Origin of the sequence: Labrenzia sp. R5_0, assembly GCF_017743835.1 — a bacterium.
GTDB classification, from domain to species: domain Bacteria; phylum Pseudomonadota; class Alphaproteobacteria; order Rhizobiales; family Stappiaceae; genus Roseibium; species Roseibium algicola.
Genome location: NZ_JAGHRK010000001.1, coordinates 1,914,377 through 1,933,250 on the forward strand (window position 1 = coordinate 1,914,377; position 18,874 = coordinate 1,933,250).

An 18,874-nucleotide genomic window follows, 5' to 3' on the forward strand; every position below is an offset into this window, starting at 1 on the left:
ATCGGTCTATGGCTGCGGCTCCGGTGCCGAGGCGCCGGAACCACCGGATCAGCAAAGGGAGCCTAGAGCGTGCCTTCTGCTGCCATCGTCATGAAACTCGAGTCGAATTTCAGTTTCACGTTTCCGGTATCGCCATAGATCGATCCATCCGGGAAAGAGACGCCGACAAATTCAGGGCTGGGTGCCCCTTCACCCAGAATGCCCTTGTCGAAAAGGAACTCGGCAACGAATTTCATCGTCTCGGGAAGTTCAGCGGACTTGGTGAACGCGACCGCTTCTGCGGGCGTGTAGAACATCTTGGTCGTCGCGAGCTGCGCGTCGTAGCCGGCAAGGTCCGTGCCGGAGGCTTCGGCCATGGCGGTGCGTGCCGCGACGCCTTCGTCACTGTCTGACGACATGATCCCCATCAGTTCGTACCAGGCGCCTACAAGAGCCTTGCCGAAGGCGGGATTGTCCGCAAGCGTCTCGGTATTGACCATCATGATATCGATGATTTCGCCTGGAATGCCGGAACTGTCGAACACCTTGGTGGCATTTGCTTCCGCTTCGATTTCAGACAGGAGCGGGTTCCAGGTGACCACTGCCGTGACATCCGGCGTCTGATAGGCAGCGATCATGTCTGCATCGGATGTGTTGACGACCGTCAGATCCTGTTCACTGAGACCAACCGTGTCGAGCGCCCGTGCGAGCAGGTAGTGGGAGACGGAAAGCTCCACCAGATTGACGCTTTGTCCCTTGATATCGGCAAGCTCGGACTTGTCCTTCAGGATGATGCCATCGTTGCCGTTGGAGTAGTCGCCAACGATAAGCGCAGTCGTGTCGACACCGCCGCCAGCCGGGATCGAAAGGGCGTCCATATTGGTCATGGAGCAGCCGTCATATTCCCCCGCGGTGTATTGATTGATGGACTCCACGTAGTCGTTGATCTGAACGATCTCGACGGAGATGTCGTATTTGTCGGCCCATTTCTTCATGAGGCCACTGTCCTGCAGATAACCCCAGGGCATCCAGCCGACATAGATGGACCAGCAGACCTTGAAATCCGTCTTTTCCTCGGCCTTGGCCGAAGTGAGGGAAAGAGGCAGCGTCAGCGCTGCGGCGAGGAGGGAAGCTTTGGCAATCGATTTCAACATCTGTGCGCGTCTCCTGTCTTGGGCCCGGTCATCAGAACCGGACTTACGTCATGAGGTTTTTGCGCACGGCCGGGAGCAGGTTCGCGCGCGCGAAACCTCGTGCAGTTGTCTCCCGGGTTTTTGTCCCGCCGTGTCACCGGTCTATGTCGGCATGTGCCTCTCAACCGGCTTGCACCTCTCGGTCCTGCGTCGTCTTGCGACCGGATCCCTAGGCGCGCTGCACATCATGACCAAAGCAAGGGGAATGCCAGAAAGGCGAAGGTGGAAAATTCGTACATTGTTTCAATAATTTAAGAAAGAGAATCTGCATTGAGCTCGTCGAAACCAAACAACAACAATTGGTAATCTGAGCAGAATATGGGCAGCATGGTGAAGAATGCACCATGCCCAGACCTTAAGCAGGCTTTGCTGATCTATCGAAAAACAGTCTCAGCCGGCGAAAGAACAGATTTGAACCAACGGCAGGAAATGCTGTTCGGTGATGCCCAGACAACAGGCGTGCGCCACCAGCAAAAATCCGGTCAAGGCCGAACCGGTGACGAGCGCCAGAACCAGCGATGGGTCGCGCATCATTTCGCGAATGCCACTCATGGCTTGAACTTCGGTATGTGCCATAACAATTCCTCCGGTTTGAACATCTGCAAGAGCCAGGCAAGCGGCTCTTGCAGTCGGATTTACTCCGCAGGTTCGTCGACCTTACCCTCGTCACCAGCTACGTCCTGCTTTTTCTTGCCGGTGAAAAGGCCTTTGATCCATCCCTTCTTCTCTTCGCTATCTGAAGGAGCAGCGTCTGCTGGCGCGGTATCGGCTTCCACCTCGTTCGTCGCAGCCGGTTTTCCCGGGGCGACCTGTTCTCCGAAGGCGGTAAAAAACTCACCGGCAAGCCGTTTGGCGGTTGAATCGATCAGTCTGGCACCAAGCTGCGCCAGCTTGCCGCCAACCTTCGCATCAACCTCGTAGTGAAGGATCGTCGCATCAGGACCGTCTTCTTCCAGATGAACCTTGGCAGCACCTCTGGCAAACCCGGCTACCCCACCGGAGCCTTCGCCTTCAATGGTGTAGCCGTTAGGCGGATCGAGATCGTTGAGCGTCACCTTGCCGCCGAAAGTTGCTTTTACCGGGCCCACCTTGAGACGTACCTTCGCCTCCAGTTCAGTATCGGAATGCTTGATCAGGTCTTCGCATCCCGGAATAGAGGCCTTCAGGACTTCCGGATCATTCAATGCCTCCCAAACCTTGTGCTTTGGAGCTTCGATCCGCTGACTGTCGTTCATTTGCATGTGATTGCTTCCCTGGTGGGGTCAAATGTGATGGATGTTGGTCTGGCGGTGTCCGCTGCGGCGGAGCATCAAGAGTTCCGCCAGGATAGAGAGTGCAATTTCTTCCGGTGCAATGGCTCCCAGATCGAGGCCTGCGGGCCCCTTGATCCGGTCGAGGGTCTGATCTGCTACGCCTTCCTCGCGCAATTTAGCCTTGAGGGCTGCAATCTTCCGGCGGCTCCCGACAAACCCGATGTGGCGCGCATCCGTCAGAAGAGCGGCCTTCAGGGCCGCCAAATCGCCGCGCCCCTGGGTCGAAATAATGGAGTAGATCTGCCCGTTGCTTCGAATGGGACTGTCAAACCCTTCCGCTCTTTTTCCGGCACCTGAAAAGACGGACAGCTCTTCTGCAGGCGCGCAGAAGGTCAGGTCAAATCCGATGGAAGGTGCCTGGCTCGCAAGGGCAACGGCAACCGGACTGGCGCCGTAGATGACAAGCGTGGGCCGCGGCAGAACCGGTTCTATGAAAATATCCATGGTTCCCTGGCTCGGGCACATGTTCCGGGCAAACTGAATGCCTTCGCGCTCCTCACCGGCTTCCACGCCGATCTCCGCCAACAGGTCCGCCGGTTGAAGGGAGATCAATCGTGTCTGACCATCTTCAAAAGCGGACTTTGCCGCCTTGATGACAGCCGACCTTGCGCAGCCACCGCCGATCCAGCCGCCGACAATATCCCCATTGCTGTCGATCACGGCTTTCGCACCCGCCTTGGCCGCGGTCACCGATATGGTGCGTACAACGGTTGCCAGAACGAAAGGTTCGTTGTCACCCTGCAAACGGTTCATCAGGCGCGGCAGGTCCTGCACGACCTCTGGCGCGGCCTCTTTGCCGGACACGGGAACAGAATGCTTCATTTCAACATCTCCCATCGTTCAAAGTCTCGCAAGATAAGGCTCTAGGGCTTCAAGGCTGGCGAGGTTATGGGCTGGCGCGAAGAAATCGACATGGGGCAGGGCGGCGGCCATGCCTCCGGCTGTCGGTTCATATCCTTGCCAGCCAAGGAGCGGGTTGAGCCAGACAATGCGCCTGCAGCGCCTACGTAACCGTGCCATCTCATCGCCAAGTGCTTCCGGCGTGCCTGTGTCGTAGCCATCCGACAGGATCAGGACGCAGGTGCGCGAGTGGACGACCCGGGCGGCGTGCCATCTGTTGAAGTCGGCCAGCGCCGCGCCGATCTTCGTGCCGCCACCCATCCCTTGCGCCATTAGCCCCATGCGATCGAGAGCACGGCTGGCGTCCCGCTCCGAAAGGGCTGAGGAGACGTGCACAAGACGGGTATGAAAAAGAAACGCTTCTGCTTCGCGGAAGCTATCAAGCAAACCGTGCACGAACCGAGTGAAGACGCCCGTGTAGTTGTTCATCGACCCGGACGCGTCGAGCAGGATCACCAATCGCAACTGTTTCTCGCGAGGGCCCTTGCGCACAAGTTCAATAGGTGCACCGCCATGGGCAATAGACCGGCGGATGGTTCCGCGCAGATCCAGCTTCCGGCCCTTTCGTTTCTGACGATCCCTGCGGGTCAGTCTTATACGCATTGCCCGTGCGAGCCGTTCGGCAAGCTCATGTGCCTGTTTAACCGCCTCCGGATCGCTGAGATGTCGAAAATCCAGCTGGCCGAGGTTTTCGGCAATGCTCGCACCTTCCCGCCGCCCGGAGGGAGCGTCGTCGCTCGCCTCATCCTCTTCGCCGGGGAGGCGTTCGACATCGCCTGCAATTGTCTCCTGACGGTTACCACTTGCGTCTATCAACTCGCGAATGGTCTTCATGCCCTTGCGCGTACTCGTCCCGGTAACCTTCACGCCAGATTTGACACCCTTGCCGATCCAATAGGCATCGAAGATGTCGTCGAAACGCTGCCAGTCGGACAAGCGTCCGCAAAAAAGACTGCGAAAGGCCGCCTTCAAGCTTCCGGGGCGCTGAATCATCCGCGAACACAGCAACCGGCTAGCATCCCGGGTCTCGGCCCATCCGACCTTGAAGCCGCTGTCGCGCAGAGAGCGGACAAACCCTGCCAGCCGCAGCCTCAGGACCGGGCCGATGTCTGCACTGGTTTCAAGGAAAAGGCCGGACATTGCTCAAGCCACCTTTCCAAGCAATCTGTCGGTAACTTCGCGGCTGACACGGGCACTGTCCTCCCGGGTTTTCAGGACACAAGACAGCGTCTCAAAGACAAGCTCCCGGCTCTCGTGCAGGTTTTTGGCCCCAAGGCCGAGAAGAGCCGCCGCCCAATCTATGGTTTCGGCAACGCCTGGAACCTTCACGAGGTCTTCCTTGCGCAGTTTGTTCATAAGTTCGGCGATCTGTTGGGCGAGAGCAGCATCCAGATCCGGGACACGCGCCAGCAGAATTCGTGTTTCGCGGTCGGGCGAGGGGTAATCGACGAAATGATAAAGGCAACGCCGGCGCAATGCGTCCGACAGTTCGCGTGTACCATTTGAGGTCAGAACCACGCGTGGAATTGTAACTGCCTGAACCGTTCCGAGTTCCGGGATCGACACCTGGAAGTCAGACAGGATCTCAAGCAGGAATGCCTCGAATTCCTCATCTGCCCGGTCGATTTCATCGATCAGCAGAACCGGCGGCACGACCTTTCGGATGGCCGCCAGAAGCGGGCGTTCCAGAAGATATTTCTCGGAGAAAATCGCTTCCTCGACAGTTTCTGCACTGTCGCCAGATCCTTCCCGCGCCTTGATGGCCAGAAGCTGGCGCTGATAGTTCCACTCGTAGATGGCATCGGAACGGTCGAGGCCTTCATAGCACTGCAGGCGGATGAGATCGGTGTTCTCAAGACGCGCCAGAGCCTTCGCCACTTCCGTCTTGCCGACACCGGCTTCACCTTCCAGAAGCAGTGGCCGCCCGAGCATTCCGGTCAGGAGGAGTGCCGTCGCAAGACCTTCGTCCGCGATATAACCGGCATCCGCGAGCTGAAGCGCTATCTGATACTTGGTCTGGGTCATGCTGGTCCGTTCGGTGAGAAGGTCGCATCCATCGTCTTTCAGGTGCTGATCCAGAATCAGTCACGAGAGGACGATCGGAACGTCACCGCAGGCTTTGTCCCGGAGGAGCCAGCCTGCGGTAAGAAGTGCTTTATGCGTGCGCACCCAGGTCCTTGGCCGCCTGCCAGATACGCCAGGCGTCATGCGGCATCTGGATATGGGTCGACCCGAGGAACTTGAAGGCGTCGTTGACCGCATTGGAGAAGGCCGGCACACCGCCGACATTCGGGCTTTCGCCTACGCCCTTTGCTCCGATCGGATGATGCGGGCTGGGGGTGACAGTGAAATCCGTTTCCCAATGTGGTGTTTCGACCGCCGTCGGCAGGAAGAAGTCCATGAAGGACGCCCCCAGCACGTTGCCCATCTCGTCGTAGCGGATCTCCTGACCCATCGCGATGGCGAAGGCCTCGGTCAAACCGCCGTGGACCTGTCCCTCGATGATCATCGGGTTGATCCGGGTGCCGCAGTCATCCAGCGCATAGAACCGCCGTGTCTTTGCAACGCCGGTGTCGACATCGATATCCATTACACAGAGATAGGCGCCGAACGGATAGGTCATGTTGGGCGGGTCGTAATAGCTGACCGCTTCAAGACCCGGTTCCATGCCCGGTGGCGGAGCGTGATAGGCAGCCCAGGCAATCTCCTTCATGGACTTGCGTGCCTGCGGATTGCCTTTCACCTGGAAGCCGTCCACGTCCCATTCCAGATCGTATTCGGAAACTTCCAGCATGTGCGCCGCGATCATCTGCGCCTTGTTGCGGATCTTGCGAGACGCAAGCGCAATCGCGGCACCGGCGACAGGTGTGGAGCGTGAACCATAGGTCCCCAGACCGTAGGGCGCGGTATCCGTGTTGCCTTCCTCCACCATGATATCGGCAGCCGGAATACCGATTTCCGTGGCGATGATCTGCGCCCAGGTCGTTTCATGCCCCTGGCCTTGCGATTTGGTGCCCATGCGGGAAATCACCGAGCCGGTCGGGTGCACGCGGATTTCCGCACTGTCAAACATTGCGACACCGAGGATATCGCAATTCTTGGACGGACCGGCGCCGACAATCTCCGTAAAGAACGACACGCCAATGCCCATGATCTCGCGGGTCTCGCCGCGTTTAAAAGCTTCCTGCTTGGCCTTTTGCTCAGCGCGCAGGTCGCGGTAGCCGATCGTGTCCATCGCCTTCTGCATGGCGGTGTGATAGTCGCCGCTGTCATATTCCCAGCCAAGGGCCGAGTGATAGGGAAACTGCTCCGGCTTGACGAAGTTCTTCATCCGCAAGTCCGCCGGATCCATGTCGAGCTTCTGGGCCAGGATATCCATCGCCCGCTCGATGCAATAGGCTGCCTCCGTAACGCGGAACGAACAGCGGTAGGCGACGCCGCCCGGTGCCTTGTTGGTATAGACCCCGTCGACAGCCAGATGCGCTGCCGGGAAGTCGTAGGAACCGGTCACGATGTTGAAGAAACCAGCCGGCCATTTCGACGGATCGGCACAGGCATCAAAGCCGCCATGGTCAGCCAGAACATGCACTTTGAGACCAGTGACGGTACCGTCGTTCTTCGCAGCGATTTCCGCGGTCATGTGATAGTCGCGAGCAAAGGACGTCGTCGAAAGGTTCTCCATCCGATCCTCGACCCACTTCACCGGCACGCCGGTGACGATGGACGCAACGATGGCACAGATGTAACCGGGGTAAGCCCCGACCTTGTTGCCGAAACCGCCGCCGATATCCGGCGCGATCACATGAATTTTCTGCTCCGGAATAGTCGAGAGCAGAGAGGCCACTGTTCGGATGACATGGGGTGCCTGAAACGTTCCCCAGACCGTCAACTCGCCCTTGATCTTGTCCATCGATGCAACGCACTGACAGGTTTCAAGCGGTGAGGGGTGCGTCCGGTGATAGGAGATCAGCTCCTTGATGGTGACATCGGCTTCGGCAAAGGCTCGGTCGGTTTCCTCCTGGTCGCCAACTTCCCAGGTGAAGATGTGGTTGTGGTGTTTGCGCGGCCCGTGTGCGCCTTCCATCTTTCCGTCGAGATCAGGCCGCAGAACCGGAGCGTCCGGATCCATCGACTTGAAAGGGTCCGTCAGGACGGGAAGCTCTTCATATTCGACTTCCACCAGCTGAATGGCATCGTCGGCGATGTAGCGGTTCTCGGCCACCACGAAGGCGACTTCCTGGTTCTGGTACAGCACCTTGCCATCGGCCAGCACCATCTGCACGTCACCGGCGAGTGTCGGCATCCACGCAAGATTGACGCCTTTCAGGTCTTCCGCCGTCAGGACGGCGATCACGCCAGGCAGTTTCAACGCTTCGGAAGCGTCGATCTTCGTAACCTTGGCGTGGGCATAGGGAGAACGGACGAAATCGCCGAACACCATCCCGGGCAGTTTCACATCATCGACATACTGGCCCTTGCCTTGCGTGAAGCGAATATCTTCCACACGCTTGCGCTTGCAGCCCATGCCTTCCAGGGCGGCTTCGCGCTGTTCCCGTGTCGGGGTCATGTCGTTCATTCTGCAGCCTCCTGAAATTCAGTACCATTCAGCTTCGCAGCGGCGTACTGGATCGCCTTGACGATGTTCTGGTAACCGGTGCAGCGGCAAAGATTGCCCGAAATGCCCATGCGGATTTCCTCTTCCGTGGGGTTCGAGTTTTCCTTCAGCAGCGTGTGTGCACGAAGGATCATTCCCGGGGTGCAGAAGCCGCACTGCAGCCCGTGCATCTGCCGGAAGCCTTCCTGAAGCGCGGACAAGGTACCATCCGCATTGGCCATGCCTTCGATGGTGGTCAGTTCCGCGCCGTCTGCCTGGACGGCAAACATGGTGCAGGACTTCACGGACATGCCGTTCAGCTCAACCGTGCAAGCACCGCAATGAGAGGTTTCGCAACCGATATGCGGCCCGGTGAGGTTGAGGTCCTCTCGCAGGAAATGGATCAGAAGCGTGCGCGGTTCAACAAAACGCTGCACCTTCTTGCCGTTGATGGTCATGGTGACCGGGATCTGTTCAATATCGCTCATAGTCGTTTCCCTCGATCCTGGTTCAGCTGGATGCGCGCGATGCAGCTTTTGCGAGCGCCCGCTGCAACATCACGCCTGCCATCTTGGTGCGATATTCTGCTGGTCCACGTCCGTCCGAAGCGGGCTCGGTGATCGCCTCAGCCGCCGCGACCGCGCGGGCAACGGTTGCCGTATCGAGCGTCGAACCAGCCAGAATTTCTCCGGCTTCCTGCGCAAAAAGCGGTGTATCCGCGACATTGGTGAGGGCAATCGAACAGAAGGACACGCTGCCACCTTCCATCGTCAGGACCACGGCAGCAGCCGCTGTCGCATAGTCGCCAACCTTGCGCTTCAGCTTTTCATAGGCATAACCATGCCCTGCAGACGGGACGGGTATACGAACGGCTGTCAGAATTTCCTCAGGCGCAAGGGCCGTAAAATAGGCTGCCTCATAGAAGTCGCGTGCAGGCACTTCTCGTTCGCCGTCCGGCCCGGTCAGAACGTAGGTCGCATTCAGGCACTGCATCAGCGCCGGCATATCGTTGCCCGGATCACCATTGGCGACATTTCCGCCAAGGGTGCCGACATATCTGATCTGCGGATCGGCAATGAGAAGCGACGTTTCGCGAATGATCGGCAGTTTTGACGCCAAGAGATCCGAGGCGATCAGCTCATGCTGCGTGGTCATGGCGCGAATGGTGATCGTGCCGCCGTCGTCGGAAATGCCTTTGAGATCGGCAATGCCACCAAGGTCGACCAGATGTTCCGGCGCTGCCATGCGCAACTTCATCATGGGGATCAGGCTATGACCGCCGGACAGTGGCCGCGCTTCGTCGCCATGGCTGACCAGGATCGCGACAGCTTCCGCCACGGACGATGGCCGGTGATAGGTGAATGCACCAGGTATCACGTTTTTCTCCTCCCTCTGCCGGCCACCTCTGGGCCGGATGCCGGTCTTCCCGAAAAGCGATTGGTTTCGCCTTTCACCGGCAACGTCGTGTCCGGACGCTGGAAACGGCCGAATTGTTCACGTTTGAGAAGGGTGCGGAACAGTGCGGCGCACACTCAAGAACGCTTGCACAAACAGCCTGTCTGGCCACACGGATGACGTGCTGCTCTGCACGAATTGCGACAGCTTCTCTGACGCATTTCACGGCCTAAATTCAGATAATTTCGAGAAAGTAATTTAGTTACAATAGCTTACAATAGGTGCCCAAGCTGCAAATACCACCACCATGAAGAGTGTCCGCTCGATGCCCATTTGCACGAACGGCGTATTTTGCGGCCTTGCATGCACTGCAACACCGAAAGGAAACCTAACCGATGATCTGGTTATTGCGCGGCAGCGGGTTGTTCATGGCCCGCGTGGCTTTGATGCCTGTTTTGCCCAAGCGCCTTCAATCGCGCTTTCACCCGCCCCCAACGAGACCGGCTGACAGGAACACTCTGCCCCGCCTGGCCGGCAAGGATTAGAACACCACCGTCACCGGAGCGCTTGTAGCTGACAACACGGCTGAGGTTGACGATGTGACTTCGGTGGACACGATTGAAAGTGCGCGGATCAAGTTGCTGTTCCGCTTCACTGATGGAAAGAGGGCAGAAGAATTCTCTGCTGCCATCATAAAGACGTGTGTAATGGGCGTCCGCGTGAATGGCATATATGTCCAGCACGCCGATCTTGGTCTTCTGGCCGTCCCGCTCGATCGGCAGCATTCCCTTGCCAATTGGCTGACCAGGCCGAACCGCTTGAGCCGCCGCCTGCAAACCAGATGCGGATTTGCTGCCAACAGTCATTGTGGCTTGCGCTGACTGGCTCTGCCTGTCTTCACGTGCCTCTCGCTGCTCTTCCTCTGGCAGCTGGTTCCTGACCATGCCGTCCTTGGTCTGGTCTTCCTGGGCTGGAACGAGTGCTAGCAGGAACAAGCCCGACACCAGAAATGCTACGCAGGAAACGAGAATCGCCAGCATTCCGGGGCTCAGGGCTGGCGCAAGAGTACCTGAAACCGGTTGCTGCGTTTCATAGGTCAATCCTGCCATGGCCGTGTAATGCATGGCTGAAATCGCAAGCGCCAGAACCGCTGCCGAAATGACGAGAGGAGGGCGGCGGCCGAGGCCAAAAAGAAGCCACATGGCGAGACCGGCTGCGTTGAAGGCAATCAGGAAGCTGGCAAAGACGTAGGCCGGGTCATGCTCCATGCGCAAAGACCCATGCAGGGCATACATGCCGAGATAATGCATGGTGCAAATACCGCTTCCCATAACAAAAGCGGAAAGGCCGAGGCGAATCGGAGTCAGCCGCGCATTGCTCGCTGCGAAAACAGCAATGCCGACAACGAGTACACAGACGAGAAACGACAGCAGTGTCGGCAGAACGAGAAAATCAACGGCGACAGGCAGACGGGCTGCCAGCATTCCGACGAAATGCATGGACCAGATGGCAAGGGCGACGGTCAATGCTGCCCCTGCAAGCAACAGCCGACGTCTCGGGTCAATCGCGCTGCGAACCTGAACGGCAAGGTTCAAGCCCACGAAACTGCCCTGAAAGGCCATCACCAGGGACAGCGCAACAAGCCAGGGCTCGTGCATCACTGACATGCCGGCTATCTCCTCCCAGTAGCCGCCGCCGCAACAAGCGACGGTTCCTCCGGATCAGATGATAGGGGAAAGAGAAATCTGCATCAAATTACGCGTGATACCGACATACATGCCCATCAGCCGCCGGATCAAATTGAAATGTGCTGGGAAAAGAATGGCGGTGAGGGTGGGATTCGAACCCACGGTACGCTCTCACGCACGGCGGTTTTCAAGACCGCTGCCTTAAACCACTCGGCCACCTCACCATGCCGGCGCCTTGGCGGCCCGGCAGTGCAAACCGTTTCCTTTTTCTCACTCGGAAAGTCAAGCCGGAATCACCAGCATGAAGTTCAGGCGGGCGAAATCGTGTGGATGTGCGGGGAAATCAAGCTCCTTTGGGATGTTCCCGCGCCGCTTGCACACAGGGGCAGGACGGGCAGTGCGGGCGCAGGAACATCGCCAAAGGGTAGGGGCCGCCGGTCCGGTGTCGTGGGCAGGGTTTTGAACCGGCGGCCGAAGCTGGAGGTGGGGTCCAGCATTGCTGTGACAGGGCGGTCATCAGCAATGAGTTCACCCTAGGCTGATTTGACAGGTCTGAATGTGATGTACGTCACAACTGATCCGAATGACGATTTCTTCTCACCTGTGTCCTGTGCGCAACAGCCGGCAGCAGGCAAATTGACGCAGTTTTTAGTCATATATTTCAGACTGTTACAACAAACAGACGTTGAGAAATGAACCTCGGGTCGCCTGAATCCGGTGGAGAGTTGAAATTGGGCAACGCGGCGGCCTCGACGGGCAGTTTACTTTGAAGTAATAAAACTACGCTTTAACAAGGGCATATGCGGGATGTGCAGCGGGGGCTAGTGCGTCTTGCGGGGACTGATCTGAAGATCGGAACAATGCCTTGAAAACCGGTGTGGACCGAACCACACGCCGGAATGATCGCGTGAGCTGCGGGGCCGCCAGCGCGTAAGTGAGTAGGACGGCAGTATGCAAGGGACAGGCGGGAAATCTTGCCGGGTGAAAAACCAGGTGGCAGGAACGTCTTTAGGGGAACCAGCTGTGACGCTTGATGGTAAATCGCGTCCTGCACGGAAACTCAGCGCCCAGTTGCGCACGGGATTGATTGTGGCAGCAGCGGTTTCGGCCGTGGCAGCCTGCAGCACCGCGCCGCAGCAGCAGAAATCAAAATTCAGCCCGGAAAAATATGGTGTCAAAGGCAGCCCGAAAATGGTTGCTGAAGGCCAACCCGTGCCGAAGGGTGGCGGACGCTATATCGTCGGCAAGAAATACAAGATTGCCGGCAAGTGGTACTATCCAAAGGAAGATCCGGACTACAAGAAGACCGGCCTGGCTTCCTGGTATGGACCGACTTTCCACGGTCGCAAGACAGCCAACGGCGAGGTTTTTGACCGTAACTCCCTTACAGCTGCGCACACGACGATGCCGCTGCCGTCCTATGCCCGCGTGACGAACGTGGAAAACGGCCGCTCGATGATCGTTCGCGTCAATGATCGCGGCCCATTCCACGGCAACCGCGTGATCGACCTGTCTGAGCGCGCAGCAACGATGCTTGGCACCAAAAGCGCCGGCATCGGCAAGGTAAAGGTCGAGTACGTCGGTCGTGCACCGCTGCACGGACAGGACGAAGGCTTCCTTATGGCCTCTTATCGTGGCCCTGGTGCGGTCGAACCTGGCGCGACAATGCCGGGCACAATGCTGGCACAGGCCGAACCGCAGCAGGTTGCCCCTCAGCAAATCACGCCGCAGGTCACCTTCGGAGCTGTTCCGGCGCCAAGCGCACGTCCTTATCTGACCACCGCATCCACGACCACGGCTTTCCGTCCGAAACAGACCACGTTGACGGTTGCCTTCGATCCGGCACAGGCATTCGAAGCCGGCAAGCCGACAATCGAAGTTGCGTCCAACAACCGCTTCGAGCCGGTCGAATCGGCCTATTCCGCTCCGGGTCTTGCACCTGCGGAAGGAACACTCGGCGTGCTGCGCGTCCCGGCTCCGGGAACGTCCGCAGGTCTCGTGTCAGGCAGTGCAATTTCCTCATTTGCTGCGAACCGCCGAATTTCCGACGCGCATTCGCTGCTCTCAAATGTGGCCGACACGGGCCTTTCGATGCGTGAGCTGGTGGTCAAACTGGAAAACGACGGCTAATCGGCCCGGAACCCGGAGTAGGTCCGGCATCTTCCACACGCCGCGCCTGAATCTATAAATAGGGCAAGCGGTTCATGGCCTCCGCATATTCTGTATCCGGATTTTTGAAAGCGTCTCGTCGCCTTGTAGGGCGAGGGGCGCTTTCTGCTTTTTTTGTGGTCTCTGCGTTCGCTCTTCCAGGGAATGCAGCCGAAACCATCGTGACGAAAGCTCCGATGGCTTTCCTCTATGAGCCCGGCTCCGGCACAATCCTTTTTGCCAAGGAACCTGACCAGCCTTTCGCTCCCGGCGCTCTCGCCAAGGTCATGACAGCCGCAACGGTTTTCAAGGCAGTGAAAGAAGGCGATCTTTCGCTTGATCAGACTTGCAAGGTCAGCGAACACGCCTGGCGAACCGGCGGCGCTCCCTCGGGTCGTGGTGCCACAATGTTCGCCGCGATCAAATCCGATATCTCTGTAGAAGACTTGCTCAAGGGATTGCTGGTTCACAATGGCAACGATTCCGCCATCGTGCTTGCCGAATGTCTGGACGGGTCCGAAGAAGCGTTTGCTGTGCGCATGAACGAATTCGCGCAATCCATCGGCATGAAGAACAGCCGCTTCGGCAACCCGACTGGCTATCCGGAGGTCCCAAGCCAGACCACTGTCCGTGATCAGGCAAGGCTTGCGGAGTACATTCTGGAGAGCCACGCGGATCTTTATCCGATGTTCGCTATCCCGGAATTCACCTGGAACAAGATTTTCCAGCGCAACAAGAACCCCTTGCTCGGTGAAATCCGCAACCTTGACGGCCTCGGCGGCGGCAATGATGCAGAATCAGGATATTCCGGCCTCGGTTCGGTGGACAGGAATGGGCGCAGAGTTATTGCTGCGGTTGCGGGTCTTTCGTCGGACAAACACCGTCTTCAGACACTCAAGGAGGTCATCGAAGGCGCCTGGGAGTATTTTTCCGTTCAGACGTTGTTTTCAGCGGGCGATGTTGTTGCAGACGGCCGGGTGTTTGGCGGTGTGACCAGCAGTGTTCCGCTGGTGTCCGAGAAAAGCGTTGACGTGCTCCTGCCGCGAGGTGACACACTCGATTACAGGATACGCGTTATCTACAACGGACCGCTCCCCGCACCAGTCAACGCTGGAGAGCAGGTTGGCGAAATCCGGGTCATCGGCAAGGATGGGATCGTCTACCGCTCTCCATTGGTAACCGGTGGCGCTGTTGCGGAAGGCACCATGATCGGCAGGGCTCTGGACGGCCTGCAGGAGCTGCTGTTCGGCTGGATCGGGTAAACGGTGCACAAAGATTGCAATTGCTGCTAAAGCCGGTGACAAAGACCAACAAGAACTAGCGGAGCCGGGATAGGGTGCCAGGACATTTCATTACCTTTGAAGGTGGCGAGGGGGCCGGAAAATCGACCCAGATCGCCCGCCTGAAAACCTATCTTGAAGGTCTGGGGCTATCCGTTGTCGTAACCCGCGAACCAGGCGGCTCGCCAGGGGCCGAGAAGATCCGTGCAATGCTGTTGTCTGGCGGCGCAAAGGATCTCGGTCCTCGCGGCGAAGCAATGCTTTTTGCCGCGGCACGCGCGGACCATGTCGATACCACCATCAAACCGGCACTGGAGCGTGGCGACTGGGTTCTCTGCGACCGCTACGCCGATTCGACCTGGGTTTATCAGGGCGAGGCGGGCGTTGATCGCGACTATCTGAAACTGCTGGAAACGGCCGCTGTTGCCGGCATCTATCCCGACCTGACGATCCTCATCGACGTTCCGGTAGAAGTCGGGCTTGGACGTGTAGCGGAACGTTCTCGCACGGATGACAGCGGTGGCCCGGACAGGTTCGAAGGGGAAGAGCTCAAGGTTCATCAGCGAAGACGTGAGCTTTTTCTCGAACTCGCAAGAAGCGAATCCTATCGATTTGCCGTGATCGACGGTGCCAGGGAGCCTGCTGAGGTCGAAACGGCCATTCGCAATGCCGTGCAGGAAACCTTTGCCGGCGACCTGAATGAAGGCGGCGCATCGGGCGTCACTGCTGAAGAGGCGCACTGATGGCCCGTGCCAATGCACCGATCGACATTCCTGAAGTTGATGCTCTTCCTGGCTATCCGTTGCCCCATGAGCGGGACATCCTGATCGGACACACCAAAACGGAACAGGCTCTTCTGGAGGCCTACAGGTCCGAGCGACTTCACCATGCCTGGATCCTGGGCGGTCCGAAGGGGATCGGCAAGGCGACGCTTGCCTTTCGTTTCGCGCGTTTCGTGATCGCAAATCCGGACAGATTCGGACAGCAGGTTGCCGCCGCGCGCGACCTTGCGGTTGCGCCCGACCATCCAGTGTCCCGACAGCTGAAGGCAGGCGGGCATCCGAACATTCTGCATTTGCGTCGACCCTGGGACGAGAAATCCAAACGGTTCAAAGCCGACCTGCCGGTGGATGAGGTGCGCAGAACCGTTTCCTTCTTCGGTACCACAGCATCCGCCAAGGCCTGGCGGATCTGCATTGTCGATGCTGCGGACGACATGAACATCAGTTCCGCCAACGCGCTCCTGAAGATCCTTGAAGAACCACCGCAACGATGCCTGTTCCTGGTGCTGAGCCATGCACCAGGCCGCCTGCTGCCGACAATCCGGTCCAGGTGCCGGCGCCTCGATCTGGATCCCTTAAGCGAGCAGGAGGTTGGTCAGGGCCTGCAGGACCTGTCTGGCGGATCGGTTGCCTCGGCGGATGACCTTCGTGAACTCGCCCAGACAGCCGACGGCAGCTTGCGATCTGCCATCACATTGCTTTCGGGAGATGGTCTTGCAATAGCCAAGGGCGTTCGTCAGCTCGCCGACCGTCCGCAACAGCTCGACCTGGCCGCTGCGCATGCTTTGGCGGACCTGGTGGCCGCACGCGGCCAATCCGACAATTGGGAGAGCTTTCAGCACATCGTTCAGATCTGGCTGCATGACCGTATGCGCCGGGATCTTGGCAAGGGTGTGCGTGACGCACACGGGATCGTCGAGATCTGGGAAAAAATGAACAAGGCGATCCGGGATGCGGACGCGCTCAATCTCGACAAGAAACAGGTCGTGCTGGATTTTTTCTTCGGTTTACGCGCAACCTGACCCGTCAAAGCCCGTCAGGCGGCAACACAGATTGGAAATCGTCACGAGCGAGAGTTCGTGACTTGGGCAAGCCCCGATTCTCTTGTTAAAAGGCGGCAACAACACCTATATGCGCCATACCGATCAAACTCATTTGGATCCTCAATGCTTGTCGACAGCCACTGCCATCTCGATTTCCCGGATTTTGAAGGTGAACGTGCCGATCTGATCGCGCGGGCCAAGGCGGCCGGCGTGGAACTGATGGTTACCATCTGCACCCACATCCGCAAGTTTGACCAGGTTCTGGCAATCGCCGAGGAATATCCGGAAGTCTATTGTTCCGTTGGCACCCATCCGCACAACGCCGGCACGGAGCGCGGCATACCAGCCGATGAAATCGTGCAATTGGCGAACCACCCCAAGGTGGTCGCCATCGGCGAGGCCGGTCTCGATTACTTCTATGACAAGGCTCCGCGCGATGCACAGGCGGAAGGCCTTCGCATCCACATAGAAGCCGCACGGCGCACCGGCTTGCCATTGGTCATTCATTCACGCGACGCGGATGACGATATGGCAGCCATCTTGCGCGAAGAAATGGGGAAGGGGGCCTTCCCGGCCCTGCTGCATTGCTTTTCGTCCGGCCGAGAGCTTGCACTGACCGGAATAGAGCTTGGCCTTTATGTGTCCTTTTCCGGAATTTTGACCTTCAAGCGCTCGGAAGAGATCCGTGACATTGCCCGTGAATTGCCGGCTGACCGGTTGTTGGTGGAAACCGACGCCCCATATCTCGCACCGCAGCCGAGACGCGGCAAACGCAACGAACCAGCCTATACAGCGATGACCGCAGCGGTTCTGGCGGAAACCAGGGGCGTTTCGGAAGAAGAGATAGCTCGGCAGACCACAGAGAATTTCTTCAGGCTCTTCAGCAAGGTGCCTCGTCAGAACCTGCAGACAAAAGCAATTGCTTCATGACCTTGACGCTGACCATTCTAGGATGCGGCTCTTCCGGAGGCGTGCCGCGTGTCGGCAATGATTGGGGCGATTGCGATCCCGGTGAACCGAAGAACCGCCGCAGCCGCTGTGCGCTTCTTGTGGAAAAGCGTGTGGATAACGAGTGCACAACCGTGTTGATAGACAGCGGACCCGACATCAGATCGCAATTGCTGGCTGCCAACGTCAATCACCTGGACGCGGTTGTCTATACACATTCGCATGCCGATCATCTGCACGGTATCGACGATTTGCGGGCCTTTTGGGTGCAATCCGGCAAAAGAGTTCCCGTCTATATGGACGAAGCGACAAGCGCGAGGGCACTCACAGCATTCAGCTACTGCTTTGAAACACCGGCAGGCTCCAACTATCCGCCAATTCTGGAACGCCGTGATCTTCGTCCGGATACACCAGTCACCATTGACGGAAATGGCGGTCCGATCACCTTCGAACCTTTCGAGGTTGTCCACGGAGAGATCAATGCGCTCGGATTTCGCGTTGGTGACACAGCCTACATTCCAGATGTCTCGGACATTCCGGACAACAGCCTCAACCAATTGAAACACCTGGATCTTCTGATCCTGGATTGCTTGCGCCGCAGACCGCATCCAAGCCATTTCTGTCTGGAGGATGCGCTGTCCTGGACTTCCAGAATTGCTCCCAAACGCACCATTTTCACCAATCTTCACAATGACTTGGACTACAAAGTCCTGTCAGCGGAACTGCCTGAAACCATAGAACCTGCCTATGATGGTATGCTCCTGTCCGTTGAAGACACAGGCACAGGCAAAGAAAGCGCTCTAACCACCGATGGCTGGTAAGCCACGCTACAAACAACCGACGGAAGATCGGCTGATCAAGTCTGCGCTTCATTACCTGGAACGCTATGCGACATCGGCCGCCAATCTTCGCAAGGTTCTTGAACGCAAGGTTTTGAAAGCCTGCATGAGCCTGGAGCTCGATCCGGCCGACTATGCCGACCTGATTGATGCGGTCGTTGAAAAATGCGTTCTGACGGGTCTCGTCAACGACAAGACCTACGCGGAAACCAAGACTGCCGGGCTGCGGCGCCGCGGTGGCTCAACGCGAAAAATCGAAGCTCAGTTGGCTGCCAAAGGCGTTGACAGAGAAACGATACACACGGTGCTGGCACAAGACGAACGCAGCGACGAGGAAGCCGCTCGGATCTTCGCAAGACGCAGGCGGCTTGGTCCATACAGAACGACACGAACGCGAGATGACCGGCGCGACAAGGATCTGGCTGCAATGTGCCGGGCGGGCTTTTCCTTTGAAATCGCTCGCAAGGTGATCGACGCGGACGACAGCGATTGATCTTTACGACAGCACGACTGAGGCGCAGAATGACGCTCCGCAACACAAACTGACTGGCAACGCCAAACGGATCCATCACTAAGGCATTGGCAAAGCGAGGCAATCACGCCTTGTTATAAATGTTCCATAATATTGATTATGCGAATTAGTGATATAGCAGGGTGCGCGCTATTCCCAAGTGCGACTTCTGTTTGAAACCAATAGGTTATCAAACAGGAGGATTGTGTCATGGGATCAAAATACAGCCACCTGACGCTGGAGGAGCGCCGCAAGATTGAA

The 18,874-nt window shown here is 57.9% G+C and carries 17 protein-coding genes and 1 tRNA gene; 7 read left to right on the forward strand and 11 right to left on the reverse strand.

The window, feature by feature from the left end; all coding sequences use genetic code 11:
• Nucleotides 1-62: 62 nt before the first annotated feature.
• The 11 genes from J7447_RS08735 to J7447_RS08785 form a co-directional block, all read right to left on the reverse strand.
• Nucleotides 63-1,133: a putative urea ABC transporter substrate-binding protein gene (locus J7447_RS08735; protein ID WP_209169336.1), complete on the reverse strand. Its 1,071-nt coding sequence runs from the start codon at nt 1,131-1,133 to the stop codon at nt 63-65.
• A gap of 429 nt (nt 1,134-1,562) precedes the next feature.
• Nucleotides 1,563-1,748, reverse strand: coding sequence for a hypothetical protein (locus tag J7447_RS08740; protein WP_022998619.1), 186 nt, complete (start codon nt 1,746-1,748; stop codon nt 1,563-1,565).
• Between the two features lie 59 nt (nt 1,749-1,807).
• Nucleotides 1,808-2,413, reverse strand: coding sequence for a carbon monoxide dehydrogenase subunit G (locus J7447_RS08745; protein ID WP_208992300.1), 606 nt, complete (start codon nt 2,411-2,413; stop codon nt 1,808-1,810).
• Nucleotides 2,414-2,434: 21 nt separating this feature from the next.
• Nucleotides 2,435-3,238, reverse strand: a complete 804-nt coding sequence (locus tag J7447_RS08750; RefSeq protein ID WP_209169398.1) for an XdhC/CoxI family protein — start codon at nt 3,236-3,238, stop codon at nt 2,435-2,437.
• A gap of 87 nt (nt 3,239-3,325) precedes the next feature.
• Nucleotides 3,326-4,525: a VWA domain-containing protein gene (locus J7447_RS08755; RefSeq protein ID WP_209169337.1), complete on the reverse strand. Its 1,200-nt coding sequence runs from the start codon at nt 4,523-4,525 to the stop codon at nt 3,326-3,328.
• A 3-nt stretch (nt 4,526-4,528) separates the two neighbouring features.
• Entirely contained in the window at nt 4,529-5,410 is an 882-nt protein-coding gene (locus J7447_RS08760; protein WP_209169338.1) for a MoxR family ATPase, read from the reverse strand.
• Between the two features lie 130 nt (nt 5,411-5,540).
• Nucleotides 5,541-7,961, reverse strand: a complete 2,421-nt coding sequence (locus J7447_RS08765) for an aerobic carbon-monoxide dehydrogenase large subunit (protein ID WP_209169339.1) — start codon at nt 7,959-7,961, stop codon at nt 5,541-5,543.
• Nucleotides 7,958-8,458, reverse strand: coding sequence for a (2Fe-2S)-binding protein (locus tag J7447_RS08770; protein ID WP_209169399.1), 501 nt, complete (start codon nt 8,456-8,458; stop codon nt 7,958-7,960). The genes J7447_RS08765 and J7447_RS08770 overlap by 4 nt, the downstream gene beginning before the upstream one ends.
• A 31-nt stretch (nt 8,459-8,489) precedes the next feature.
• Nucleotides 8,490-9,356 (reverse strand): xanthine dehydrogenase family protein subunit M, encoded by an 867-nt coding sequence (locus J7447_RS08775; protein WP_209169340.1) that lies wholly within the window; start codon nt 9,354-9,356, stop codon nt 8,490-8,492.
• A 422-nt stretch (nt 9,357-9,778) separates the two neighbouring features.
• The gene (locus J7447_RS08780; protein ID WP_209169341.1) at nt 9,779-11,041 is read right to left on the reverse strand and encodes an MHYT domain-containing protein; all 1,263 of its coding nucleotides are present in this window, start codon (nt 11,039-11,041) and stop codon (nt 9,779-9,781) included.
• Between the two features lie 155 nt (nt 11,042-11,196).
• Nucleotides 11,197-11,286, reverse strand: a tRNA-Ser gene (locus J7447_RS08785).
• An 859-nt stretch (nt 11,287-12,145) separates the two neighbouring features.
• On the opposite strand from J7447_RS08785, the gene J7447_RS08790 reads away from it, so the two are divergent.
• The 7 genes from J7447_RS08790 to J7447_RS08820 all read left to right on the forward strand — a co-directional run bounded on the left by J7447_RS08790 (nt 12,146) and on the right by J7447_RS08820 (nt 18,595).
• Nucleotides 12,146-13,192 carry a septal ring lytic transglycosylase RlpA family protein gene (locus tag J7447_RS08790; RefSeq protein WP_055654330.1) on the forward strand — a complete coding sequence of 349 codons (1,047 nt, stop codon included), beginning with the start codon at nt 12,146-12,148 and terminating at the stop codon, nt 13,190-13,192.
• A gap of 200 nt (nt 13,193-13,392) precedes the next feature.
• Entirely contained in the window at nt 13,393-14,472 is a 1,080-nt protein-coding gene (locus tag J7447_RS08795; protein WP_209169343.1) for a D-alanyl-D-alanine carboxypeptidase family protein, read from the forward strand.
• Nucleotides 14,473-14,546: 74 nt separating this feature from the next.
• On the forward strand, nt 14,547-15,233 hold the full coding sequence (gene tmk / locus J7447_RS08800) for a dTMP kinase (protein ID WP_022998608.1): 687 nt from the start codon (nt 14,547-14,549) through the stop codon (nt 15,231-15,233).
• Nucleotides 15,233-16,294, forward strand: a complete 1,062-nt coding sequence (locus tag J7447_RS08805; protein WP_209169344.1) for a DNA polymerase III subunit delta' — start codon at nt 15,233-15,235, stop codon at nt 16,292-16,294. The genes tmk and J7447_RS08805 overlap by 1 nt, the downstream gene beginning before the upstream one ends.
• 144 nt (nt 16,295-16,438) lie before the next feature.
• Nucleotides 16,439-17,245, forward strand: a complete 807-nt coding sequence (locus tag J7447_RS08810; RefSeq protein ID WP_209169345.1) for a TatD family hydrolase — start codon at nt 16,439-16,441, stop codon at nt 17,243-17,245.
• Complete coding sequence (locus J7447_RS08815) at nt 17,242-18,084, forward strand: MBL fold metallo-hydrolase (protein WP_209169346.1); 843 nt, start codon at nt 17,242-17,244, stop codon at nt 18,082-18,084. The genes J7447_RS08810 and J7447_RS08815 overlap by 4 nt, the downstream gene beginning before the upstream one ends.
• Entirely contained in the window at nt 18,074-18,595 is a 522-nt protein-coding gene (locus J7447_RS08820; RefSeq protein ID WP_209169347.1) for a RecX family transcriptional regulator, read from the forward strand. Before J7447_RS08815 ends, J7447_RS08820 begins: the two co-directional genes overlap by 11 nt.
• Nucleotides 18,596-18,874 lie beyond the last annotated feature (279 nt).